This window comes from Streptomyces sp. NBC_01197 (genome assembly GCF_036010505.1).
GTDB lineage: Bacteria > Actinomycetota > Actinomycetes > Streptomycetales > Streptomycetaceae > Streptomyces.
The window spans coordinates 6670385-6693621 of the sequence record NZ_CP108569.1 but is presented as its reverse complement, the minus strand read 5'-3'; the positions used below and the strand labels follow the sequence as shown (position 1 = coordinate 6693621).

Sequence of the window (23237 nt, the reverse complement as noted above, 5' to 3'; positions counted from 1 at the left end):
TGCTCAGACCGGCTCAGACCGGAGAGCCGACCGGCGCCGGCCGGCGCCGCGCGGCCGCCGCCCGCATCTCCCCGTACGCGAGTCCGGTGACGGCCGCGAGCAGTAGCAGCGTGCCGAGGACGGTGCCCGCTGTGAGCCGCTCCCCGAGCAGGGCGACAGCGATGACCGCGGCGCTCACCGGTTCGAGCAGCATGATCACCGAGACGGTGGCGGACCGGACGACCGCGGCCCCGGCGAAGTACAGGGCGTACGCGAGCGCGGTGGGCACCGCGGCCACATAGGCCAGCAGGCCCGCCACCCTGCCCAGTTCGACGGTGCGCGGGAGCAGGCCCTCCGCCACGGCGAGCGGCAGCAGGACAGCGGTACCGACGGCGAGGGACCAGGCCGTCGTCGACAGCGGGTCACCGCCGCCGCTCCGGCCGAGCCACCGGGTCAGCAGGGTCATCGCCGCGTATCCGGCAGCGGAGAGCAGCGCCCAGCCGACCCCGGCGGGGCGTACGGCACCGCTGCCGCTGCCCAGTACCAGCACCACGAGTCCGCCCAGCGCACCCGCGACGGCGGTGGTCCCGCCGGCGCCGAGCCGCTCCCCCATGGTCAGCCGGGCACCGACGGCGATGAGCACGGGCCCGGCGCCGAGGGTGACGACGGTGGCCACGGCGAGCCCGGTGAGCTGGACCGCGGCGAAGTAGGCGACCTGGAAGAGCGTGAAGGCCAGTCCGGTCGCGGCGGTGCGCAGCGCCAGACGTGTGCGGGGTTCGGCGGGGCGGGGCACACCGCGGGGGCGGCGCACGGCCCGCACAGCGAGCAGCAGCACCAGGCCGCCGGCGCAGCGCCAGAAGGTGAGGGAGACGGGCCCGAGATCACTGGCCCGGTAGAGCAGCGAGGCCGCGGCACCGGCGGTACCCCACGCAGCTCCGGCCACGGACAGATAGATGAGACTCCGGCGGACGGACAGCCCGGCGGCAGGGTTCGGCGTATGCGTCACGTACTTGCTCCATGAAGGATGACTGAGAAAGGGGAAAGGCGGTCGCTGAACTCCGTGCGCGGGCAGCGACGAGCCGCTCGGGGACAACCCGAGCCCGGTCTCCGTCAGAGGGTGCGGCCGCCCGCGCTATGCGGCGGGGGGCGGCAGTACGGTGAGATGCATGGCGAAACCCTAACGGACGACGGCCGCGCCGGGGCAGGCATTCACTCCGGCACCGGTTCGCGCTCCGGCGCTAGTTCACGCTCCGGCCGGCGGCGGGCAACTCCGCCCCCACGGCGGGCGTCGCGCCCGCCACCGGGCCCGAAGGCGGCTTCGGGGCCGAGGACTGGGCGACGAACGCACCGAACAGCACCACCACACCGCCCACGATCTGCGGCGCGGAGAGATGCTCCCCGAGCAGCACCCAGGCGAGCACGGTCGCGATGACCGCTTCGAGACAGGCCACCACGCCTGCCACCTGCGGGGAGAGCCTGCGAACCGAGACCACTCCGGAGACATAGGCGACGACGGTGGCGATGAGCACGATCCAGCCGAGCAGCAGCCAGGCGGGCACCCGCGTCCCGTTCATGTCCGCCGCACCTGCGAGCAGTGACCAGTCCATCCGCCACGGGCGAGCGATCACCGTCAGCAGGGCGGTACCGACGAGGAGTCCGTACGCGATGACGCCCAGCGGGTCGGCCGGGTCGGCGCCGTCGCCGCCGTGGTCCGCCAGGACGAAGTAACCGACCTGGCAGCAGGCGGCGCCCAGCGCGAGCAGCAGCCCGACGGCGTCGAAGCTCAGCCCCGACCAGACCTCGACCACACAGGCGAGCCCCCCGGCCGCGAGCACCACCCCGAGGGCGGCGGCGCGCGTCACCGGCCTGCGCTGCACGAACCTGACCCAGCCCAGGACGAGCGCCGGCGCCAGATACTCGACCAGCAGCGCGACCCCGACGGGGATACGGGAGAGGGCCGCGAAGTAGCAGGCCTGGACGCCCGCGACGGCGAACAGTCCGAACCCCAGAAGCAGCGCGGGCCTGCGCCGCACGAGGTCACGGTGGCGCCAGGCCACGGGCAGCATCACCAGAGCGGCCCCGGCCACCCGGAGCCAGACCACCTGCAGCGGGTCGAGCCCCGCCTCGATCAGCGGCTTGGCCGCGACACCCGATCCACCGAACGCGAAGGCCGACGCCAGGGCGAGTCCCAGGCCGACGCTCTTTCCCTGAGACGCACGCATCGGCACATCATGACAGGTGCTGTCAGGAGCGTCACCACCGATGGGACTGACGGGTGCCGTCCCCCAGGCGCCCCGCGAGGAGTTCCGCGTCCACCCCCGCGCGGCTGAGCACCTCCACGGCACGGCACTCGCGGTCGCGGGCGAGCGCAGCCAGCAGGTCGAGCCCGCTCGCCCGCCGGTTCCCGTCCTTCCCCGCTCGCTCCAGGGCCCCCTCCATGGCCGCGACTGCGGCTGGCGACCAGCCGGTCACCCCGGGCTCGGCCACCGCCACCACCGGAACGGCCCCCGAGTCCTCGACCGATCCCTGCCAGCGCAGCCCGTAACCGATGCTGCGCTGCACGAGATAGCCGAGCACCTTGGCCACCTGGGGGCCGCCCTCGAAGGCGGCCCGCACCTCGGGGTCGGTCTCCATCACCGAGTGCAGCAGATGGGCCGTGTCGATCTGCCGGTCGCCGTCACGCAGCGCACGCCGGCGTGCGCCCGCCACGACCGTCGCCAGTTCCACGGTGAGCCTGGCCTCGATGTCGGCTCGGGACGGGGCGGGCTGGTCCTCCGGCTGGGTAGAGCTATGCACATCTCCCAGCTCATCAGCCACCCGAGTCCGGAACATCCCCGCCGGGGAGCATTTACCCCTCCGACAGAAGTTGGGCACGCCTGCCCGGACTCTCCTCCTTACGGATGAGACGGCGATTGCACGCGAAACAGGCGCGCGCCCCCTGCGCCCGGACACCCGGGCCCCCACAGCCCGCCCCTCCGCGTCCACCGGCGAAACGGTCCGAGGGTCTGACGGTTCATCAGTATTGAATGTTCCGGGCTCAGGAGCTACGTTCCGCGACATCACAACCCGACGAGAAGGGGTGGTCGCATGGCCGAAGTCAGCGCCGAGGCTCGGATCGAAGCACCGGCCGAGAAGGTCTGGTCCCAGCTGACCGACTTCAGCGCGTACGGCGAGTGGAACGCGACACACACCAGTTTCCCGAAGGGCGGCCCGGCCAACCTCGCCGTGGGGGCCACCTTCGAGGAGAACATGAAGCTCATGGGCTTCCCCGCGGAGGTGAACTGGACGGTCGACGAGCTGGCGCCCGCGGCTCTGCTGGTCACCCGCGGCAAGGGCCCGATGGGTGTCAGCCTCGCGATGCGCTACTCGCTCACCCCCGACGGCGACGCCACCGTGGTCCGCATCGACGGCGAGTTCACGGGTGCCGCCGTGTCGCTGATGGCCGGCAAGCTCAAGGACTCGGCGACCGCCGCGCTCCAGGAGTCACTGCACAAACTCGCCGGCCTGGTGACCTGACTCGTACGACAGCGGCGCCCCGACGGATATCCGTGTGGGGCGCCGCTTCGGCCGGGGTCGTTCATGAGCTCTTGCACTGCCAGGTCATCGCCGTCACTGTCCTCGCCGCGAGCACGCACGACAACGCCGCAGGCACCGCCCTGCTCGGCCACGTCAGTGGTCCTTTGTCACCCACCGTCCCGGTTCGCCGTTCCTTCGTCCGGCTGGGGTTTCCCGTCAGCCGTTCCGGCCGTCATCGCCTCGGCGACGGCGGCGAGTTCGCCGAGGCGCACCGGTGCCGCAGGGGTGCGGCCGGAGAGCGGGCGCAGGTCGTCCGCGGTGACCGCGCGGCCGGCGAGGCAGGCCGCGATGCCCGCGCTCGCGTATCCGCAGATCCTGCCCTGGCACCAGCCCATGCCGGGCCGCGCCAGCATCTTCAGGGTGCGCGCGTCGGTCGCGCCGAGGTCGTCGTGGGCGTGGCGCAGGTCGCCGTAGGTGACCTCCTCGCAGCGGCACACCACGGTCGAGTCCGGCAGCCACCGCGGCCAGGCGGCCGGCACGGGGTAGGTGCGGTGCATGGCGGTGGCGAACCGCCGCGCCCGCCGGATGCGGCCCTGGACCCGGCGGATCCCGGCCGGGGTTCCTGCTGCTTTGTCGGAGCCTGCGGCCGTACCGGAACCTGTCGTCGTACCGGAGTGCCCATGGCCGAGCGAAGCGGCCAGGGCGAGGGCGCTCAGCCGGCCCTCGCTGACGGACAGGGCGGCGCCGCCCACGCCGGTGGCCTCGCCTGCCACGTATACGCCGTCGACGCTGCTGCGCTGCAGCGCGTCGACCGCCACGATGAGCGCTCCGTCGATGTCCTGCCGGGTCTCCGCGCCGAGCATGAGCGGGAGTTCGAGCGAGGGGGTGAACCCCCAGCCGAGGGCCACCAGGTCGGTGACGAGCTCCTGTTCGGGTCCGGCCGGCCGGCCCTGGTGGTCCAGCTTCGCGATCCGCACGGCCTCGACCCTGCCGTCGCCGAGGATCGCGCGGATGACGGTCCTGGTCCGGTACGGGATGCGGTGCCGGGCGAGCACCGCGGCGTACTGCGCGGCCTCGACTCCCTTGCCGGGCGCGGAGACTGTGCCGACCGGGTCGCGCAGCCAGCCGAGTGTGGTGTTGGCCTCGACGACCGCGGCGATCCGCGCGCCGGCGCGCGCGAGCCCGGCGGCCACCGGCAGCAGGAACGGTCCGGTGCCGCCGACGACGGCTCGCCGGCCGGCGAGCGTGCGGTGGCCCTTGAGCAGTGCCTGGACGCCGCCGGCGGCCATGACCCCGGGCAGCTCCCAGCCGGGGACGGGCAGTTGACGGTCGTATCCGCCGGGGCACAGGATCAGCGCGTCGGCCTCGACGGGATCGGGGGCGGCGGACCAGTCGGCTTTCGGGTCCGGCACGGTGGGCGTGACGCGCACGGTGAACGTCTTGTCGCTGTCCCGGGTGGCGAGCCACACCTGGTGGCCGGGCAAGTAGCGGACGCGCCCGGCGGCGCTCAGGGCGTACAGCCGGTCGCGCAGGCCGGTGAAGACAGGCCAGCCGTGGTGGCCCCGGCGGTCCTCCGGGCGGGTGTGGTTCTCGTCGAAGTGCCGCCAGAACTGGCCGCCGGGCTGCCCGGCAGCGTCCACCAGGGCGACATCGAGCCCCGCTTCCGCTGCTTCGACGGCAGCCGCGAGTCCGGCCGGCCCGGCCCCGACCACGGTCACGTCATGAAGGTGCGCCATCGCCGTCCTCCTCTGCGTGCTGCGCGGCACGGCTGTCGTCGCGGGTGTGCTGCGCGTCGCCCGGCTCCGGAACGCCGTCGCTGTCCAGCGTGTCATCCGACTCCGCCGCGCCGTCGCTCTCCAGCCGCATGCCGTCGTCCGCGGGGACCAGGCAGGCGCGCTCGGCGCGCGCGCCGTCGACGATGATCAGACAGTCGAAGCAGACGCCGATGCCGCAGAACAGGCCGCGCGGCCGGCCCTTCCTGCGGGTGGTGCGCCAGTCGGTGATCCCGGCGGCGACCAGGGCTGCGGCGATGCTCTGGCCGGGCTCGGCGGGGACTCCGGTGCCGCGGAAGGTCATCCGGTAGGTCACGGAGAAACTCCCTCGGCAACGTCCTCGTGCCGGTCGGGGAAGCGGTCGGGGGCGAACGGCGCCAGATCGAGGCCCGGCTGCTCGCCGGTCATGGCCTGCGCGATCAACTTGCCGGTGCCGGCGGCCAGTCCGATGCCGGCGCCCTCGTGGCCGCAGGCGTGCCACAGGCCGGGGGCCCGCGGGTCGGCGCCGATGACGGGCAGGTGGTCGGGGCAGTACGGGCGGAAGCCGTGGTAGGTGCGCATCAGCCGCACCTGCCGCAGCATCGGGAACAGCGCGACGGCCTTGGCCGCGAGCGTGCTGATCGCCGGCACGGACACCCTGCGGTCGAAGCCGACCCGCTCGCGGGAGGCGCCGATGAGGATGGTTCCGCTGTCGGTGCCCTCCACCACCGGCGAGGTCTGCAGGCCTGCGTCGGAACTGGCGACGTCGCTGATGTACTCGGCGGCGTACACCTTGTGCCGGATGGTGCGCGGCGGCATGGGTTCGGTGACGAGCACGAAGCCTCGCCGGGGGCGGACCGGGACGGAGACCCGGGCCAGGGCTGCGACCTCGCCGGCCCAGGTGCCCGCCGCGTTGAGCACGGCGCCCGCGAGGATGTCGCCCGCGCCGGTGCGGACCCCGGTGACCCGGTCCCCGCTGCGCAGGAAGCCGGTCACCTCGGTGCCGGTGTGCACGTGCGCGCCCCTGTCCCGGGCGAGGCGCAGCAGGTGGGCGACCACCAGCATCGGCTGCACCTGTGCGTCCTGCGGGTAGAACGCGGCCCCGGCCAGGTCCTTCGCCAAGTGCGGCTCGTAGTCGTGCAGCCGGCCCTGCCCGACGTCCTGGACCTCGACGCCGCTTGCGCGCTGATGGACGCTCAACTCCCGCAGCGCGGCGACGCTCTGCGCGGTGGTGGCGACGACGAGGCCGCCCTTGGACTCGAACTCCCAGCGGCAGGCGTACTCGGCGAGGTCCTCCCGCCAGACGGCCTGCGAATACAGCGCGAGGTCGAGTTCGGGGCCGGCCTCCTTGTCGGACACCAGCAGGTTGCCCTCCCCCGCGCTGGATGTGCCGCCGGCGATGGCGCCGCGCTCGACGACGGCGACCCGCCGGCCGGTGAGCGCCGCGAAGTACGCGGCTGCCGCGCCGACGACACCCGCGCCGATGATCACCAGGTCCGCGCTCCTGCTGCCCGCAGCCCCCTGGCCGGCGCCCAGCCTCTGCAGGTGGGGGGTGGAGGGTACGTTCACAGCAGAAACCCCCCGGGGAAGGGGTCGCTCGGGTCGAGGTGGAACTGCGAGGTCCCGGTGATCCAGGCGCGGCCGGTGATGGAGGGCAGCACCGCGGCGTGCGGCCCTACGATGGTCTCTCCGAGAAGGCGTCCGGTGAAGCGGGTGCCGATGAAGGACTCGTTCACGAACTCCTGCCCTACGGCGAGTTCACCGCGAGCGTGGAGCTGCGCCATCCGCGCGCTGGTGCCGGTGCCGCACGGTGAGCGGTCGAACCACCCCGGGTGGATGGCCATGGCGTGCCGTGACAGCCGGGCCGTCGACCCGGGGGCCTTGAGGTAGACGTGGTGGCAGCCGGCGATGTCGTCGCGCTCGGGGTGGACGGGCCGATCCGCGGCATTCACGGCGTCCATCACCGCCAGCCCTGCGGACAGCAGGTCGCCGGCCCGGGACCGGTCGAACGGCAGCCCAAGGTCGGCGAGTTCGACGATCGCGTAGAAGTTGCCGCCGAAGGCGAGGTCGTAGCGCACCTCGCCGTACCCGGGCACCTCGACGGTGGCGTCCAGCGCGTGGGCGTAGGACGGCACGTTGGCGAGGGTGACGGAGGTCGCCGCGCCGTCCTCGACCGCCACCGAGGCGACGACGAGTCCGGCCGGGGTGTCCAGCCGGATGGTGGTGACCGGCTCGGTGACCGGCACCATCCCGGTCTCGACCAGGACGGTGGCCACGCCGATCGTGCCGTGGCCGCACATCGGCAGCAGCCCGGACACCTCGATGAACAGCACGCCGAAGTCCGCGTCGGGGCGGGTCGATGGCTGCAGGATCGCGCCGCTCATCGCACTGTGCCCGCGCGGCTCGTACATCAGCAGCGTGCGGACGTCGTCGCTGTTCTCCATGAACCAGCGTCTGCGCTCGGCCATCGTGGCGCCGGGGATGGTGCCCGCGCCGCCGACGACGACCCGGGTCGGCATGCCCTCGGTGTGCGAGTCGACGGCGTGGAAAGTGCGGCGGGACCTCACTTGTAGCCCTTGGCGAGAACCGCCTCGGTGTCGGCGGTGACCCGGGCGGTCTGTTCGGGCGACAGCGGCAGCCGCGGCGGCCGGCAGGCGCCGCCCTTGAGCCCGGCGATGTCCATCGACAGTTTGATGGACTGCACGAACTCGGTCTTGGAGTCCCAGCGCAGCAGCGGATGCAGGTCGCGGTAGACCGGCAGAGCGCGGGCCAGGTCAGCCGGGTCGCCGGAGGTGGCCAGCCCGTACAGCTCGACGGTGCTTCGCGGGAGCATGTTCGGGTAGCCGGCGATCCAGCCGACGGCACCTGCCATGCCGAGTTCGAGCAGCACGTCGTCGGCGCCGACGAGGAGGTCCAGGCCCGGCGCCAGTTCGGCGATCTGGTAGGCCCGGCGGACGTCGCCGGTGAACTCCTTGACACCGACGATCGTGCCCTCCTGGAAGAGTTCGGCGAGCAGGTCGGGGGTGAGGTCGACCTTGGTGTCGATCACGTTGTTGTAGGCCACGACCGGAAGCCCGACCTTGGCGACCTCGCGGTAGTGCTCCACGACCGCCGCCCGCTCTGCCCGGTAGGCGTTGGGCGGCAGGAGCAGCAGCGAGGTGGCGCCGGCCTCGGCGGCCTGCTCGGCCCAGCGCCGGGCCTCGAACGCACCGTACGCGGCGACGCCCGGCATCACACCGAAGCCGTCGGGAGCGGCCTGGACGGCGGTCTCGACGACGCGGGCGCGCTCCTCGGCGGTCAACGTCTGATACTCGCCCAGCGAGCCGTTGGGCGTCACGCCGTCGCAGCCGCCGGCGGCCAGGAAGCGGATGTGCTCGGCGAAGGCGTCGTAGTCGACCGACAGGCCTTCGTGGAACGGCAGGGCCGTGGCAACGTGGACTCCGTGCCAGGGCTTCGCGGAGTTGGTCATGCGGCAGCTCCTTGGCTGGTGGTGGAAAAGAAGGTTCAACAGTGCGATGTCCTATGTGATGTCACACGTACAATTTCACATACGATGAGAGAGGTCCACTGGATCACTGGGCGACCATCCATCCCTCCAGGCCGTCGGCGTCCAACGGCAGCGCGCGGGACAGCACGTCCGAGCCCTCGGCGGTGATCAGAATGTCGTCCTCGATGCGCACGCCGATCCCCCGCAGCTCCGGCGGCACCGTCAGGTCGTGGGCGTGGAAGTAGAGCCCCGGCTCGACGGTGAGCACCATTCCCTCACCCATCGAGGCATCCTGGTACGCCTCGGGAGCGGCCTGCGCGCAGTCGTGCACGTCGAGGCCGAGGTGGTGGCCGATGCCGCAGATCAGGTAACGGCGGTGCTGCTGGCCTGCATCGGACAGCGCCTCGTCCACCGAGACCGGCAGCAGGCCCCAGTCGGCGAGCCCGCACGCGATCACCTCCATGGCGGCGTAGTGGAACTCGCTGAAGCGGCGACCGGGGCCGACGGCCGCGAGTCCCGCCCGGTGCGCCTTCTCCACCAGGTCGTGCACCTGCCGCTGGGCGGCAGAGAATCGTCCCGAGGCCGGGAAGGTGCGAGTGACGTCGGCGGTGTAGTGACTGGCGACTTCCACTCCCATGTCGAGCAGCAGCAGTTCCTCGGGGAGCACCGGGCCGTCGCAGCGCACCCAGTGCAGAGTGGGCGCATGCTTGCCGCCGCCGACGATCGACGCGTAGCCGGGGCCGTTGCCGTATGCCCGGGCGTACCGGTCGAAGGTGCCCTGCAGCCAGCGCTCGCCACGGCCGGCGATCGCGGCCGGGATCTCCCGGACAACCTCAGCGAACCCCTCGACGGTGCGGTCCACCGCCTGCCTCAACTGGTCGGTCTCCCAGGCGTCCTTGTACATCCGCAAGGAAGCGAGGGTGCGGGCGGCCTCCTGGTCCGCCGACACCTCGTCGCGCAACTCCGCCAGCGGGCGCACCTCGACGCCGAGCACCCGCGCCCAGCCCTCGGGCCCGGGCGCGGCCCCCACCCACAGCTCGCCGTAACGGGTGTCGGACCAGAAGGCCGGGTCGCCGGGATAGGCGGGCGGCGGAATGAAGAGGACGGCGTCGCCGGCATGCACCACGACGACGGCGTTCTCGATCGCGCAGCCGGTCAGCCAGTAGAAGTCGCTGTCCGGGCGGAAGTCGTACGCGGTGTCGTTGCTGCGGATCGGCGCCTCGCCCGCGGCGACCACGACAGTCCGGCCTGGCAGCGCCTCAGCGAGCCTGGCACGGTGGGCGGCCGCGGCCGCGGCGGCGCCGGGCACGACCGAGGGCGTGCGGTCCAGGGTGTCCCACCGCGTGCCCATGTAGGCGTTGAACGCGGGTATCCCGGTCAGTTTCGGGGGCCTGCCCTCAGTCACCGGTGATTCCTCCTCCTGTGTCGCGCACCAGGTGCTGGAGCCGGGTGAACACCCGCTCGTCGCCGATGCCTTCGTGCTCGTACTCGTTGGTGGCCCGGACCCGGGCGTCGCCGAACCGGGCCACGGAGTCCCGTTGCAGTACTGCGTCCATGTACATGCCGTCGTGGCGGACGGCGGCGGCGACCGGGACCTCGTTGGCGGCCGGTCCAGGTCGTACAGCGGCGGCCGGCTGTCCCGTTCGGCGAGCAGCTCCACCGCCCCGCGGAACAGGCGCAGTTCGGCCATCCCCCGGAACATCAGGGGTAGCTCATCCAGCCTCAGTGGTATGTGGCATTGCACTGACCATAAGCCCTAGGCTCGGCGCACAGCAATGGGGTCGCCGCGACAGTCCGGTGCCGGGCGTCCGAAGCCCGGGACGCCGCACGGCCCAGCTGAACGGCGAAGCGCAACATCCCAGCCCGCCCCGGAGTTGACCCGTCTCCGGCCTCACCAAAACTCCAAAAATCAGCGACCGGACGTAAAGTTGGCACACTCCTGAGAGACCTGGAACGGGTGCTGATGGAACTCGAACTCCGACACCTGCGGATGCTGTGCACGATCGCGGACACGATGAGCCTCGGCCGGACGGCCACCGTCCTGGGGTGCTCGCAGCCCGCGGTGAGTAGTCAACTGAAGCGCATCGAGCGGCTCATGGGCGAGGACCTCTTCGTCAGGGGCAGTGCGGGGGTGACACCGACGCGCTTCGGGGTCGAGGTGGTGGTGCAGGCGCGCGAGGTGGTCGCGCTGGCGAGCGTGATCGGGCGCCGGTCCACCGCGGGCCACCGCGGGACCGACCGGGTGCTGCGGGTGGCCGCGACGAATACGCCCATCCTGCCGGGGCTCCTGCAGCGGGCGCGCACCGTCCTGCCGGCGCTGACCACGCAGGTGAGCAGCGTGTACTCCTCAGCCGAGATCATCAGGCTGCTTGAGGACGACAAGCTGGACGTCGCCGTCGCTGTCGACTATCCCGGCCGGGAGCTGGGGCATTCGGATGCCGTGGTACGTCGTGGCATCGTCACCGAGCCCAGCTTTGTGGCCATGCCCGCCACCCACCCCGCGAGCGGGCAACTGGATGTGCCACTGCTCGATCTGGCGGGGGACGCCTGGTTCCTGACGCCCGATGACGGTGCGGGCTGGCCCGGTGTCTGCTACGACGCCTTCCAGGCGGCCGGCTTCACACCCGCCACCGTGCACGAGTACCTCGGTGACCGGGACCAGTTGCAGCGGATGATCGCCGACGGGCTGGGGATCTCCGTCGTCCAGGCGACGTGCAAGCCGAACCCGGGTGTGGTCGTCAAGCCGCTGGCCGGCACGCCGTTGTGGTGCCGCTATGTGCTGGTGTGGCACCGGGAGCGGGTGCCGGACGAGGTCGCGGAGACGTTCTTCGGCGCGGCCCTGGCCGCTTACGAGGAACTCATCGTCCGGGCACCGCACTTCCGGACGTGGGCCGCCCGCCATTACCGGACCCCACGGAGGCAGCCGTAGGGGGATTACAACGCCGGCACATGCCGGGGCCGTGGCCCGGCCGACCGGAGTCGACCGGGCCACGGCTTCGGGGCATCAGGTCACTGTCGTGCAGGAGAGGGCAGGAGAGGGTCAGAACGACGTGGTGACGGTGACCCCGCTGAAGTCGGTCACCGCGTACAGGCTGATGTACCGGTAGCCCGCCTCGGTGTTGTTGACGGTGATGCTCTCGGCGTTGTCGGAGTGGGTGGACTTCTCGGTGAAGGTGGACGGGCCTGCCCATGTCGTCGGGTCGTAGTAGAGGTCGGCATTGCCGCTGCCGCCGCTGGTGTTGACCTTCAGAGTGGTGGTGCCGGCCGGCAGCCAGATGTACAGGTAGTCGGTGTCACCGGCAACCCGGGACTGGTCCGACCTGAAGCAGTTCTGGCCCATCACCTGTGTTTTGGTGTCGGTGCAGGCCGCGGCCGAGCCACCCCCGTTGCCGCTGCCATCGCCCAGAGCGTCGAGCCAGGCGTCGAAGTCGGCGTCGTAGCTGGTGCCGATGTTGTTGTAGACGGCGTAGGCGCCCTGGTAGTCCCCGGTCCGCATCTTGGCCAGCATGGCCTGGATCTGGTCCGGGTGCTTCTCGGTCATGTACCGGACGGCCAGGTAACCCCACGGGTAGGTGCGGGTTTCGTCGTCGATGGCGTAGGTGTTCTGGAAGAGCTGGCTGAGCTTGTAGGTGTGCTTGGCCGCCTCGGTCAGCGCGCCGTCGTCGGTGAGGTTGCGGTAGGAGTACGAGACGTACTCCGCCTGGCCCTCGATCCACCAGACGTCCGGGACGGTGATCTGGGTGCCGAAGTCGCCCTTCATGTCGTAAATGGACTGCTGGACGTGCGCGAACTCATGGTTGAGGTTCCACGCGTTGGCCGGGAAGCCGTTGTCGGTCGGCCATTGGTAGAGGATGGAGTAGGCGATGTTGTCGGGGTCGGTCGGTGTGCCGGTCAGCGTCTCGCCGCCGTTGTCGGTGTCGTTGCCGAAGATCGCCCACGAGTAGGTCATGTAGTCGGCCCTGCTCCCGAAGATGACCATCTTCAGGTTGAAGTACTCACCAGGGATCGGCGTCGTGGTCTTGACTTGGTTCTGGTAGAACGCGACCTCGTTCGACAGGCTCGTGCAGACGTCGGACTGCTCCTTCGCTGTCAGCGCCTGCGCCATGATGGTGAAGTTGCTGCAGGCGTTGTTGATCGGCAGCGCCGCCGCGGTGAGCTGCTTCGTCAGGTCGCAGACGCCGTAGTAGGAGCACTGGTCCGGGTCCCCGGTGCTGGCCCGATAGGCGACGTGCACCCACAGGTTGTCCGTGGCACCGGTAATGGACGAGCCGTCCAGCAGACCCTTGATGAGCGGGCGGATCTTGCTCTGCAGGGCCGGTATCTGGATGAAGTTGGCCAGGTCGTTGCCCGCGTTCGAGTCGAGGACGTCGTTGTCCCCGCCGAGCAGGTCGCGGTGGTTGAGGGTGAAGTTGTAGAGCGTGTCGGTGATACGGGAATCCGTGGTGACCGCGGTGACGAAGTCCGACATCCCCGGACCGCGCCACAGCGGGGTGTAGATCGCGTTCAGCGCCCGGTCCATCTCCGGGACGGCGTCCCACGCACTGCTGGTGTAGGCGTTGAGGTACCGGCCGTAGACATCCAGGTAGTCGGCCTGCACCTGCGCGCTGTCGGTGAGGACGAACGCCTGCTCCAGCACACCGCCGTTTCCCGCACTGACGTCGTTCGCGTGGCTGCTGGCGAACAGCGTGTTGAACCCGTTCTCGACGGCGCTGCGGAGCGAGGAGTCGTACGTGCCGACATCCTGGGGGTCTCCGTACTGCACGTAGTAGCCGGCGCGCATGAAGTACATCAGCTCGTTCAGGCCGCCGGAGTCGTCACCGGTGTAGGAGCCCGCCGCGCCGGCGATGCCGTTCGCCACCGCGAGCATCTGGGACTGGTTGAACACGGCGTGCGCGTCCGAGCCGGTCAGGCTGAACAGCGGGTTGATGCAGGAGCTCCAGTCCACCGTCTTGATGTACGACACCAGGTCGCTGCCGGACCGGCCCGAGAAGTCCGACGTGGTGCACGACGTGACGGCGGCAGACTTGGCAGCACCGGCCGCATGGAGTGCCGCGTGCGCCGACAGGTGCGGCTTGGACGGCTTGGCCGAATCCAGGGCAGTCGGCTCCCCGCGCAGTTTCGCGGGCAACGGCTTGGCTCTGGTGGCGGCGGCTTGGGACCGAACGGTCTCAGCTCCGGTCGGTGTGGCTTTCCCGTGCTGTTCGGCGGCCTGCATGGCTGCGGCGGGTGCCGACGCGGCCGCTGATGAGGCATACCTGGTGTTGCTCGTCGCCGCGGCGGCCTGGGTGCTCATCAGGCCGGCGACGAGCCCTCCGGCCGCCAGACCAGCGGCCAGAACTCTGGGCAGGATGGATCGACAGTGCATCGCGTCTCCAGTGGGGGGAGCGAAGGGAAGCCGCCCGAGGAGGCGGGCAGCGATATGTAACATTGCACTGAGGTGAAGTTGTGGGCAATGCTCGGGGACCCAGCACTGTGTCCGGCTGCCCCATAACACCGACGCACAGGATGTCGACGCCTGCCTGGAAGTGAGATGCGGATGACGAGGACAGAGCCGATCGAGACGATCGCCTGGCACACCGGCGGCGAACCGTTCCGGATCGTCGTGGCCGGCCCGGCCGAGGTGAGGGGTGAGGGGCTGACCGTTGTCGAGCGCAGGGTCATCGCGACGCGGAGTGAGGACGCGCAGTGGGCGCGGGCCCTGCTGTGCGGCGAGCCGCGCGGCCACGCGGGCATGTACGGCGGGTTCCTGGTTCCGCCCGACGACACCGGCGCCCACCTCGGGGTCCTCTTCTGGCACAACCGCGGGTTCTCCACGCATGCGGGCACGGCACGATCGCCCTGGGCTCCTGGGCCTTCGCCTCGGGCCGGGTCCCGGCACCTGCCGACCGCCTGCCCGACGTGGTGATCGACGTCCCGTCCGGGCGCGGCACGGCAAGCGTGCGGACCAGCAACGGCCAGGTCCAGGACGCCACGTTCACCAACGTGCCCGCTTTCGTCCACGCGCACGGCGTCGACGTGCCGACCTCCCGCGGGAAGGTCACCGTCGACATCGCGTTCGGCGGCGCGATGTACGCGGTGGTGCCGGCCGCGTCCGTCGGGCTGCGCGTCCGGCCGCAGGACGTCACCGAACTCACCGCCGTCGGGCGGGAGATCCGCGACGCGCTGAACGCCGCCCGCGCCGCCGAGCACCCTCTCGACCCGCGGCTGTCCGGGATCTACGGGACCATCTTCACCGAGGAGACCGGGCCCACCGAACTGCGGGCCGACGGCAGCCGGCTGGTGCAGCAGCGCAACATGACGGTGTTCACGAACGGCCAGGTCGACCGGTCTCCGTGCGGTTCCGGCACGTCGGCCAGGATCGCGGTCCTGGCCGGCGCCGGCCAGGTGCGCCCGGGCGACGAGCTGCGGCACGAGTCCGTGGTGGGCTCGGTGTTTCACGCCTGGATCACCGAGCGGACCACGGTCCACGGGGTACCTGCGGTCGTCACGGCGGTGACGGGCACCGCGCACGCGGTCGGCACGTGCCGGTTCACCGTCGATCCCCGCGACGCACTCCTGCCCGGGTTCGTGCTGCGATGACCGAACTCCTCGACGCGGAGCGGGTCTTCGCCCTGGGGCCGGTCGCCGCCGTCCGGGCCGTCCACGCCGCGCTGACCGCGGGTCTCGACCCGGACGGCGACATGCCGCGGATCATCACCCCGGTGACCAACGGGCAGGGGCTGCTGATGCCGTCCGAGGCCGGCGGCTGGTTCGGGGTGAAGGTCGCGACCGTGGCCCCGGGCAACGCCGCCCTCGGCCTGAACCGCATCAACGCGACGTATCTCCTGCACGACAGCCGGACCCTGACGCCGGTCGCGATCCTCGACGGCGTCGCGCTGACGACGCTGCGCACCCCTGCGGTCTCGGTCGCCGCCTGCCTCGACCGGCTGCGCGAGCTCGCGGCGGGCGCCGCGGACGGGCTGCGGCTGGTGGTCTTCGGCGCGGGCCCGCAGGCCGAGTGGCATGTCCGGACGATCCGGGCGCATGCGCGGGTCGCCCACGTCACGGCGGTCACCCGCCGCGGCGGCGCGACGACGGCCTGGGCGGACCGCCACCTGGCCGCGGACAGCGCGGCTGTCGACGATCGCGTCCGCGCCGCGGACGTCGTAGTCGCCGCAACCTCGGCCCGCGAGCCGGTCCTCGACGGGCGACTCGTACGCGACACGGCGCTCGTGCTGGCCGTCGGCTCCCACGAGCCGTCGGTGCGTGAAATCGACGGCACGCTCATGGAACGCGCCACGGTCGTCGTCGAAGGCCGGGCGAGCGCGCTGCGCGAAGCCGGCGACGTCGTCATGGCGGTGGCGGAGGGCGGGCTCGACCCGCGCACGCTGGTGACGATGGCCGACCTGCTCACCTCGAAGGCCGCTCTGCCCCGCGACCGCCCGACGGTCGTCAAGACCACCGGGATGGGATGGGAGGACCTGGTGGTCGCCGTCGCGGCGTACCAGCAGGGAGCACGGCCGGAGTGACATCGGAGTGACATCCCCCTATTTCCGTACCATGTGAAATGGTACCTTCGCGAAAGGTTCCCGACGGACGGAGCACACGGTGGTGCGAGACGACATGCAGCCGCGCGAGAGCGCGAGCCACGACCGCGCAGTTCCGCCCCCGCTGGCGGAGTGCTTCACGCAAGGGTGGGCCGAGGCGGCTCCGGCGGTGCCGGTACTGCCCGGAGCGGCGTACGCGGCCAAACGCCGCACACTGCTGTCCGCGCGCTTCCCGGGGGAGCGGATCGTGGTCCCGGCCGGCGGCCTGAAGGTCCGGAGCAACGACTTCGACTACGCCTTCCGGCCGCACTCCGCGTTCCTCCACCTCACCGCGGACGAGGGCGCCGGCGCCGCCCCGGACAGCGTCCTCGTCCTGGAGCCGACGGGCACCGGCCACGACGCCACGGTGTTCGCCCGGCCGCGCTCCCCGCGCGACGGCGGGCCGAACGGCACCGAGTTCTACCGCGACCGCCGCTACGGCGAGTTCTGGGCCGGCCGACGCCGCACCCTGGCGGAGACCTCCGATGCCCTGGGCCTTACGGCTCTCCCCCGCGATGACCTCGCACGCGCCCTCGCGTCGGACGTCCCGACCCGGGTGGTGCGCGGCCAGGACCCGGTGGTCGACGCGGCGGCGCCGCCGGCCACCGAGGCCGAGTCCGAACTCCTCGCGTTCGTCTCGGAGTTGCGGCTGATCAAAGACGAGTGGGAGGTCGAGCAGATGCGCGCGGCCGTGGGACACACCGCGGCCGCCTTCCACGACGTGGTGGGCGAGCTGCCCACCGCGATGCGGCTCGCGCGCGGCGAGCGCTGGATCGAGGGCACGTTCAACCGGCGGGCCCGGCTGGAGGGTTACGGCCTCGGCTTCGAGACGATCGCGGCGGCCGGCGCGCACGCGTGCGTCCTGCACTGGATGCGCAACGACGGTCCCGTCCGCAACGGCGAACTCCTCCTGCTGGACGCCGGCGTGGAGACCGACACCTGCTACACCAGCGACGTGACCCGTACCCTGCCGGTCGGCGGGCGCTTCACCGACGCGCAGCGGCAGGTGTATGACCTGGTGCACGCGGCCCAGTCGGCGGGCATCGCCGCGCTGCGGCCCGGCGCGCGGTTCGGCGACTTCCACGACGCCGCGACGCGCGTCATCGCCGAGGGCCTGGACTCCTGGGGTCTGCGCCCGGGCGGCGCCGGCCTCCACGACCGGTCCCTGTACGGCCGTTACACCGTCTGCGGCACGGGACACATGCTGGGCCTGGACTGCCACGACTGCGCCGACGCCCGGAGCAGCGCATACCTGGACGGCGTCCTGGAGCCGGGCCACGTCCTGACCGTCGAGCCCGGCCTGTACTTCCAACCCGACGACCTGACGGTCCCCGCGCGCCTGCGCGGCACCGGCGTGCGGATCGAGGACGACTTCCTCATCACCGCCGACGGCGCCCTCTGTCTGTCGTCGGCCCTGCCGCGGTCCGCCGCCGACGTCGAGGCGTGGGTGACCGCCGCCCGCTGATATCGCGCGGTCCGGGGAAGCGGGTGGTGCGGACGTCGGCGTCCGCGCCACCGTGTCGACGGCGGAGGGGTCGAGCGACTGTCACGTCGTCCGCTCAGACCGCCCGTCAGTCCAGTGGACCGTCAGCTCGCGCCGCGGTCGCGTGCGGCGGGCGGGGCCGGCTCCGTGGAGTCGGCCCACAGGGAGCGGACGTTGCCGAGGTGGCGCCGCATGCACGCCTGCGCGCCCTCCTTGTCGCCGGCCAGCATCAGGTCGAGCAGTTCGAGGTGCTCCTCAGCGGACTCCACCAAGCGGCCGTTGGCGTCCAGCGCGGTGAGCCCGTACAGCCGGGAGCGCTTGCGGAGGTCCCCCACCACGTGGACCAGGTGCGCGTTGCCGGCCAGGCCCAGCAGGGCGAGGTGGAAGCGGCGGTCGGACTCCAGGTACGCGATCAGGTCGTGCCGCCGGGCGCCCTGGACGATCTCCTCGGCGAGCGGGCGCAGCGCCTCCAGCTGCTCGGCGCCGGCGACGGCCGTGACGCGTCCGATCGTGGGAACCTCGATCAGCTCGCGGATCTCCGTGTACTCGTCCAGCTCTCGCTCGGTGACCTCGGTGATCCGGAAACCCTTGTTCCGTACCGCCTCGACCAGGCCCTCCCGGGCCAGATCGAGCATGGCCTCACGCACCGGGGTGGCCGACACCCCGAGGTCGGCGGCCAAGGTGGGCGCGGAGTAGACGCCGCCGGGCCTCAGCTCGCCCGCGATGAGGGCGGCGCGCAGGGCGTTGGCCACCTGGTCGCGCAGGTGCTCCTGCACGGGAATGACACTGCGGGACGAGAGATGGCCCATGATCGATCCTCCAGACACACGTGGGCATCAGTATACAATGTCACGTTGCCCAGAAGTCGCCGCGGCCCCGGGCCATGCGGGCGGGTACGACCTGCGTCCACCCGCCCAGCCACCCGGCGGTCCACCGGCTGCGGCCGGGTGGATCCCACCCGTACCCACATCATCAGGCGACGACAGAACCACTCAAAGACTCATGAACCGCCCTCCGAGTCCTCATCGGCCAGAATCAGATAGAGCTTCTTCCGGGATTCGCTGATCACGGCCATCGCCTTCTTGCGCTGCTCCGGCGTACCGGTCCTGAAGACCTGGCCGAAAGCTTCCATCAGACCGAAGCCGGCCTGCCGGATCTCGTTCACCGTCTCCCAGTCACCGCCACGCCCGGCCCCCTCCCAAGGAGCGTCCGGCCCCTCGTCGGCGGCCGTGCGCCCCGGCTCGGTGAGCGTGAACAGCTTCTTGCCGCCCTCGCTCTCGCTGGCGATCAGGCCTTCGTCCTCCAGCAGCTGGAGCGTCGGGTAGACGGAGCCGGGGCTGGGGCGCCAGGCCCCGCCACTACGCTCGCCGATCTCCTGGATCATTTCGTAGCCGTGCATCGGCCGGTCCTTGAGCAGAGCCAGGATCGACGCGCGCACATCACCGCGCCGCGCCCTCCCCCGGGGCCCGCCCCTGCCGCCGCGCCCGCCGAACGGGCCGCCGAACGGCGGACCGAACGACCCGAAGGCGCCGCGACGCCCCTCGAAGTCACCCTCGCCGTGATGGCCGGGGCCGCCGTGCCCCTGTCCATGTACGTGTCCATGGGAACGCATCGCACTCACTTCCTTACATCGTTGATCTGTCGCGATGCGTCAACGATATATCGGGACTGTTCTTTTGGCAATGTTTTCCGGGCCACGTCCCCGCAAGTGGCCTTGGCCTGCGGTGTTGCCACGCGCCTACCGTCTGTCCCATGCGCATACGAATCGTCGACGCCTTCACGGACCGCCCCTTCGCCGGCAACCCGGCCGGGGTGCTGCTCCTCGACTCCTTTCCGGACGACGACTGGCTCCAGAGCGTGGCAGCGGAGGTGAACCTCTCCGAGACGGCCTTCGCCCACCCGCTTCCCGCCGGCGGCGAGGCCGACTGGGCGCTGCGCTGGTTCACCCCGGCCACCGAGGTCGACATGTGCGGCCACGCCACCCTGGCCACCGCCCACGTCCTGCACACCACGGGCGCGGCGACGGGCACCGTCCGCTTCGCGGCGCGCTGCGGGCCGCTCACCGCGACGACCCGCGAGAACGGTTCGATCACGCTTGACTTCCCCACGTCGCCGCTCACCGAGGAAGCCGTCCCGGCCGGCCTCAGCGAGGCACTGGGCGTCCGGATCACCGGGGTACGGGACACCGGACCGCACATCGGGGACCTGCTCGTCGAGGTCGCCGACGAGCAGACGGTCCGCTCACTGTCACCCGACTCCGCTGCGCTGAAGGCCCACTCCCGGCGGGGCATCATCGCGACCGCCGGGGCGGACGACCCCTCGCTCGGCTACGACTACGTGTCGCGCTGCTTCTTCCCCCGCGTCGGTATCGACGAGGACCCGGTAACCGGCAGCGCCCACACCGCGCTGGCCCCGTTCTGGTCGGCCCGGCTGGGCCGCGACGACCTGACGGGCCTCCAGGCCTCGGCACGCTCCGGTCTCGTACGGACGTCACTGCGCGGCGACCGCACACTGCTCACCGGCAGCGCGGTCACCGTCATCGACGGCGAACTGCACGTCTGAGAAGGGTGGCGACGGGGAGAGGGCGGCAGAGAAGCCGCCCATGCAGAAAACGGTGAAGGGGGCGTACGGCAGTCCCGTACGCCCCCTTCACCGCACCGCAGGATCACCGCAGCGCCGGCCCCGCGGCAGCCGCTCACCCGGTGGGCAGCCACCCCACCTTCCCGGCGAGCAGCGCGTATCCGACGAACGCCCCGATGTCGAGCAGCGAGTGCGCGACGACCAGCGGCCCGACCCGCCCCCACCGCCGGTAGAGCAGCACGAACACCACACCCATCGCCACATTTCCGAGGAACCCGCCGACCCCCTGGTAGAGGTGGTACGAACCACGCAGCACCGCGCTCGCCGCCAGGGCGGCCATCGGGGTCCATCCGAACTGCCCCAGTCTGCGCAGCAGATACCCGACGACGATGACTTCCTCCAGTACGGCGTTCTGCACCGCCGAGAGGATCAGCACCGGGATCTTCCACCACACATCGGGCAGCGACTCCGGCACCACAGTCAGATTGAACCCGGTGGCCCGCGCGCCCAGGTAGAAGGCGAGGCCCACACTGCCGATCCCCGCCGCGATCACCACCCCTCGGCCGATGTCGGCCCGGAGCCGCGTCCGGTCGAGGCCGATCGCGCGCAGCCCCGACCCCTCGCGCAGCAGCAGATGCACCACCAGCGCGACCGGCACCAGGGCCGTCGCGATTCCGAAAAGCTGCCAGGCGAGATCCAGCCATGGCCGCCCCGGCGCGTACGACCCGTTGAGATTGGCGGCCTGGTGTTTGAGCCCTCCTGGTTTCGTCAGTGCCCCGATAAAGCTGATCAGCGCCGAAACGCCGCTCGCGCCGAGCGAGAGTGCGAGTACCAGCACCGTCTCGGACCGCAAGAACCGCTGCGGCGCCCCCTCTGTGGGAGCAAAATCAGCCACGCGCTCGCCCTCCGCCTGCACACCTGCCTCCAGTTGGCCAATCGCGCCTCATCCCCACCACCGTGCCACCAGGGTCTCGAATACAGGTACGAAGGTCGCGGACGACAGGCCGGGGGACGGGCGCCAATTCGATGGCGCGCTCCCCCTTTTCCTGGTTCACCTTCAGGGGAGGAACACCACCGCATGGGACGTCACAGCTTGCCCGATGACCTCACGGCACCGGCAACCCGGCCCCGTTCCGGTGCACGGCGGCGTCGTACGGTCGCCATCGCCACCGTGCTTGTCCTCGGTGTGGCGGCGGGTACGGACGTGGCTGTCGAGCGCGGCATGTTCGGGCTCTCCGGCCCCTGCCACGGGTCCGCGGTGAAACTGCGCACGGTGGCATCGCCCGATATCGTCCCGGCCGTACGCACCGCTGCCGAGCGGGCCCGCAGGGACCATGTGCGGTCCGACGGCCGGTGCCTGGACATCGCGGTCACAGCACGCGACTCGTACCGGGGTCGCGCACGAACTGGGCACCACCACCGCCAGACCGGGGTACGAGATATGGCTGCCCGACTCCGAGGCGTGGGCGGGCCGGGTCCAGGACACCGGTGAGAACGTCCTCTCACCCCTGCCTCCAGCATCGCGGAGTCCCCGGTCACCCTGGCCATGGTGCCCTCGGCCGCCAAGGCGCTGGGCTGGCCGGACAAGACCTACACCTGGGCCGGGCTCACCGCGGCGGCCACCGGCTCGGGCAGGATCCATATCGGCACCGCCGACCCGGCCCGCAGCGCCACCGGGCTGCTCGCGCTCAGCAGCATCGCCCAGTCACCGGGCCGGGCAGCAGGGGGCGACACCCAGGTCGCCGCCACCGCCAAAGTGCTGTCCCGGCGCACCTCGGACGCGGATTCCAAGGTGCTCGGCACACTCGCGCACGACGGGTCCGGTACGGAGAAGGACGACGCCCCCCACCACAACCAGCCCCTGGTCCCGTCCGAGCAGGCGGCCTTCGCGCACAACACGGCGCGGGGCAGCGCCCAGAAGCTGCGGCTGTTCTACCCCAAGGACGGCACACCCCAGCTGGACTACCCGTACACGGTGGTCGACGAGGCGGAGCCGACCACCCATCAGAGCCGGGCCGCGATGCGGTTCATGACCTACCTCCGCGAGGGCGCCAGCCGCGCCGAGCTGGACCGGCGGGGCTTCAGACTCCCGGACCGCCCCGCGACGGCGAGCCGGGTGGAGGCGGCGGGCGGGCGCACCCCGCAGCCGTACACCGACGCCTCACCGGAGCCTCCGTCCGACGACGTCCTCGACGAGACGCTCGGCATGTGGACCATCACGGTCCAGAGCGCCCGGCTGACCACCGTCGTCGACGCGTCGGGCTCGATGTCCACCCCTGTGCCGGGGAAGGGCGGGCAGACCAGGATGGACATCACCAAGGCGGCCTTGCTCAAGGCCCTCGACCAGTTCACGCCGGAGGACGAGATCGGGCTCTGGGACTTCGCCACGCACCTCGACGGCACGCACGACTACCGCAAGCGGGTGCCGACGGTCCGCCTCGGCGGTCCGGTCAAGGGCGGCGGGACCCAGCGCGACCGGCTCTCCGCGGCCTTCTCGGCGCTGCAGCCCGTACCGGGCGGTGCCACCGGTCTGTACGACACCACGCCGGCGGCGTTCCAGGACGCCCGGAGGACCTATGCCCGCGGGAAGTTCAACGCGGTGGTGGTGCTCACCGACGGCGTCAACGAGGACGACCACGGCATCTCCCGCAGCGCCCTGATCGCCAAGCTCCGGGAACTCACCGACCCCCGGCGCCCCGTGCCGCTGATCATGATCGCGGTGGGCCCCGACACGGACAGGACCGAGGTCGAGCAGGTCGCCGGGGCGACGGGGGCGCGGGGTACCAGGTGAGTGACCCCTCTCAGATCAACTCGGTCCTGCTGAAGGCGGTCATGGCGCTCGGCTGGCGCTGACCCGGGCGCACCCCTGGGAGAGC

Annotated in this window: 19 protein-coding genes and 2 pseudogenes; 7 read left to right on the top strand and 14 right to left on the bottom strand. The window is 71.5% G+C overall.

Annotation, left to right across the window (positions count from 1 at the left end; genetic code table 11):
• Window positions 1-13 precede the first annotated feature (13 nt).
• The 3 genes from OG452_RS30755 to OG452_RS30745 form a co-directional block, all read right to left on the bottom strand.
• A complete protein-coding gene (locus tag OG452_RS30755) occupies window positions 14-985 on the bottom strand; it encodes a DMT family transporter (RefSeq protein ID WP_327298805.1) in 972 nt (323 codons plus the stop codon).
• 232 nt (window positions 986-1217) lie between these two features.
• Window positions 1218-2201, bottom strand: a complete 984-nt coding sequence (locus tag OG452_RS30750; protein ID WP_327298804.1) for an EamA family transporter — start codon at window positions 2199-2201, stop codon at window positions 1218-1220.
• A 31-nt stretch (window positions 2202-2232) separates the two neighbouring features.
• A complete protein-coding gene (locus OG452_RS30745; protein ID WP_327298803.1) occupies window positions 2233-2811 on the bottom strand; it encodes a Clp protease N-terminal domain-containing protein in 579 nt (192 codons plus the stop codon).
• A 255-nt stretch (window positions 2812-3066) separates the two neighbouring features.
• Between OG452_RS30745 and OG452_RS30740 the strand changes: the two genes are divergently transcribed.
• Complete coding sequence (locus OG452_RS30740) at window positions 3067-3495, top strand: type II toxin-antitoxin system Rv0910 family toxin (protein ID WP_327298802.1); 429 nt, start codon at window positions 3067-3069, stop codon at window positions 3493-3495.
• 167 nt (window positions 3496-3662) lie between these two features.
• On the opposite strand, the gene OG452_RS30735 is transcribed toward OG452_RS30740, so the two are convergent.
• The 7 genes from OG452_RS30735 to OG452_RS30705 form a co-directional block, all read right to left on the bottom strand.
• Window positions 3663-5231, bottom strand: coding sequence for an FAD/NAD(P)-dependent oxidoreductase (locus OG452_RS30735; RefSeq protein ID WP_327298801.1), 1569 nt, complete (start codon window positions 5229-5231; stop codon window positions 3663-3665).
• A complete protein-coding gene (locus OG452_RS30730; RefSeq protein ID WP_405560018.1) occupies window positions 5215-5583 on the bottom strand; it encodes a (2Fe-2S)-binding protein in 369 nt (122 codons plus the stop codon). The genes OG452_RS30735 and OG452_RS30730 overlap by 17 nt, the downstream gene beginning before the upstream one ends.
• Entirely contained in the window at window positions 5580-6782 is a 1203-nt protein-coding gene (locus OG452_RS30725) for an NAD(P)/FAD-dependent oxidoreductase (RefSeq protein ID WP_327299838.1), read from the bottom strand. The genes OG452_RS30730 and OG452_RS30725 overlap by 4 nt, the downstream gene beginning before the upstream one ends.
• Window positions 6783-6811: 29 nt before the next feature.
• On the bottom strand, window positions 6812-7813 hold the full coding sequence (locus tag OG452_RS30720) for a proline racemase family protein (RefSeq protein ID WP_327298800.1): 1002 nt from the start codon (window positions 7811-7813) through the stop codon (window positions 6812-6814).
• A complete protein-coding gene (locus OG452_RS30715; protein ID WP_327298799.1) occupies window positions 7810-8715 on the bottom strand; it encodes a dihydrodipicolinate synthase family protein in 906 nt (301 codons plus the stop codon). Before OG452_RS30715 ends, OG452_RS30720 begins: the two co-directional genes overlap by 4 nt.
• Before the next feature lie 103 nt (window positions 8716-8818).
• The gene (locus OG452_RS30710) at window positions 8819-10138 is read right to left on the bottom strand and encodes an aminopeptidase P family protein (protein ID WP_327298798.1); all 1320 of its coding nucleotides are present in this window, start codon (window positions 10136-10138) and stop codon (window positions 8819-8821) included.
• Complete coding sequence (locus OG452_RS30705) at window positions 10131-10289, bottom strand: hypothetical protein (protein ID WP_327298797.1); 159 nt, start codon at window positions 10287-10289, stop codon at window positions 10131-10133. Before OG452_RS30705 ends, OG452_RS30710 begins: the two co-directional genes overlap by 8 nt.
• 407 nt (window positions 10290-10696) lie before the next feature.
• On the opposite strand from OG452_RS30705, the gene OG452_RS30700 reads away from it, so the two are divergent.
• The gene (locus OG452_RS30700; protein WP_327298796.1) at window positions 10697-11662 is read left to right on the top strand and encodes a LysR family transcriptional regulator; all 966 of its coding nucleotides are present in this window, start codon (window positions 10697-10699) and stop codon (window positions 11660-11662) included.
• A 111-nt stretch (window positions 11663-11773) separates the two neighbouring features.
• Here the strand turns inward: OG452_RS30700 and OG452_RS30695 are convergent, their stop codons facing one another.
• Window positions 11774-14098 carry a M9 family metallopeptidase gene (locus tag OG452_RS30695; RefSeq protein WP_327298795.1) on the bottom strand — a complete coding sequence of 775 codons (2325 nt, stop codon included), beginning with the start codon at window positions 14096-14098 and terminating at the stop codon, window positions 11774-11776.
• 165 nt (window positions 14099-14263) lie between these two features.
• Here OG452_RS30695 and OG452_RS30690 point away from each other — a divergent pair.
• The 3 genes and pseudogenes from OG452_RS30690 (at window position 14264) to OG452_RS30680 (ending at window position 17763) form a co-directional block, all read left to right on the top strand.
• A pseudogene (locus OG452_RS30690) lies at window positions 14264-15312 on the top strand (proline racemase family protein).
• Window positions 15309-16241: an ornithine cyclodeaminase family protein gene (locus tag OG452_RS30685; protein ID WP_327298794.1), complete on the top strand. Its 933-nt coding sequence runs from the start codon at window positions 15309-15311 to the stop codon at window positions 16239-16241. Before OG452_RS30690 ends, OG452_RS30685 begins: the two are co-directional and overlap by 4 nt.
• A 94-nt stretch (window positions 16242-16335) precedes the next feature.
• Window positions 16336-17763: an aminopeptidase P family protein gene (locus OG452_RS30680; RefSeq protein ID WP_442810174.1), complete on the top strand. Its 1428-nt coding sequence runs from the start codon at window positions 16336-16338 to the stop codon at window positions 17761-17763.
• Window positions 17764-17885: 122 nt separating this feature from the next.
• Here the strand turns inward: OG452_RS30680 and OG452_RS30675 are convergent, their stop codons facing one another.
• Together OG452_RS30675 and OG452_RS30670 are read right to left on the bottom strand one after the other, a co-directional pair.
• Complete coding sequence (locus OG452_RS30675) at window positions 17886-18590, bottom strand: GntR family transcriptional regulator (protein WP_327298792.1); 705 nt, start codon at window positions 18588-18590, stop codon at window positions 17886-17888.
• Between the two features lie 191 nt (window positions 18591-18781).
• Complete coding sequence (locus tag OG452_RS30670; protein WP_327298791.1) at window positions 18782-19393, bottom strand: PadR family transcriptional regulator; 612 nt, start codon at window positions 19391-19393, stop codon at window positions 18782-18784.
• A 140-nt stretch (window positions 19394-19533) separates the two neighbouring features.
• Between OG452_RS30670 and OG452_RS30665 the strand changes: the two genes are divergently transcribed.
• Window positions 19534-20343 (top strand): PhzF family phenazine biosynthesis protein, encoded by an 810-nt coding sequence (locus OG452_RS30665; protein ID WP_327298790.1) that lies wholly within the window; start codon window positions 19534-19536, stop codon window positions 20341-20343.
• A gap of 133 nt (window positions 20344-20476) precedes the next feature.
• On the opposite strand, the gene OG452_RS30660 is transcribed toward OG452_RS30665, so the two are convergent.
• Entirely contained in the window at window positions 20477-21256 is a 780-nt protein-coding gene (locus OG452_RS30660; RefSeq protein ID WP_327298789.1) for a CPBP family intramembrane glutamic endopeptidase, read from the bottom strand.
• A gap of 183 nt (window positions 21257-21439) precedes the next feature.
• Here OG452_RS30660 and OG452_RS30655 point away from each other — a divergent pair.
• A pseudogene (locus tag OG452_RS30655) lies at window positions 21440-23214 on the top strand (substrate-binding domain-containing protein).
• The last annotated feature ends 23 nt before the right edge of the window (window positions 23215-23237 follow it).

Excerpts from the sequence above, each read along its gene's own strand:
- OG452_RS30735 (WP_327298801.1), bottom strand. The coding sequence starts at position 5,231 with ATGGCGCACCTTCATGACGTGACCGTGGTCGGGGCCGGGCCGGCCGGA.
- OG452_RS30715 (WP_327298799.1), bottom strand. The coding sequence starts at position 8,715 with ATGACCAACTCCGCGAAGCCCTGGCACGGAGTCCACGTTGCCACGGCC.
- OG452_RS30740 (WP_327298802.1), top strand. The coding sequence starts at position 3,067 with ATGGCCGAAGTCAGCGCCGAGGCTCGGATCGAAGCACCGGCCGAGAAG.
- OG452_RS30675 (WP_327298792.1), bottom strand. The coding sequence starts at position 18,590 with ATGGGCCATCTCTCGTCCCGCAGTGTCATTCCCGTGCAGGAGCACCTG.
- OG452_RS30745 (WP_327298803.1), bottom strand. The coding sequence starts at position 2,811 with ATGTTCCGGACTCGGGTGGCTGATGAGCTGGGAGATGTGCATAGCTCT.
- OG452_RS30750 (WP_327298804.1), bottom strand. The coding sequence starts at position 2,201 with ATGCGTGCGTCTCAGGGAAAGAGCGTCGGCCTGGGACTCGCCCTGGCG.
- OG452_RS30695 (WP_327298795.1), bottom strand. The coding sequence starts at position 14,098 with ATGCACTGTCGATCCATCCTGCCCAGAGTTCTGGCCGCTGGTCTGGCG.
- OG452_RS30680 (WP_442810174.1), top strand. The coding sequence starts at position 16,336 with ATGCAGCCGCGCGAGAGCGCGAGCCACGACCGCGCAGTTCCGCCCCCG.
- OG452_RS30685 (WP_327298794.1), top strand. The coding sequence starts at position 15,309 with ATGACCGAACTCCTCGACGCGGAGCGGGTCTTCGCCCTGGGGCCGGTC.
- OG452_RS30665 (WP_327298790.1), top strand. The coding sequence starts at position 19,534 with ATGCGCATACGAATCGTCGACGCCTTCACGGACCGCCCCTTCGCCGGC.
- OG452_RS30700 (WP_327298796.1), top strand. The coding sequence starts at position 10,697 with ATGGAACTCGAACTCCGACACCTGCGGATGCTGTGCACGATCGCGGAC.
- OG452_RS30670 (WP_327298791.1), bottom strand. The coding sequence starts at position 19,393 with ATGCGTTCCCATGGACACGTACATGGACAGGGGCACGGCGGCCCCGGC.
- OG452_RS30705 (WP_327298797.1), bottom strand. The coding sequence starts at position 10,289 with ATGGACGCAGTACTGCAACGGGACTCCGTGGCCCGGTTCGGCGACGCC.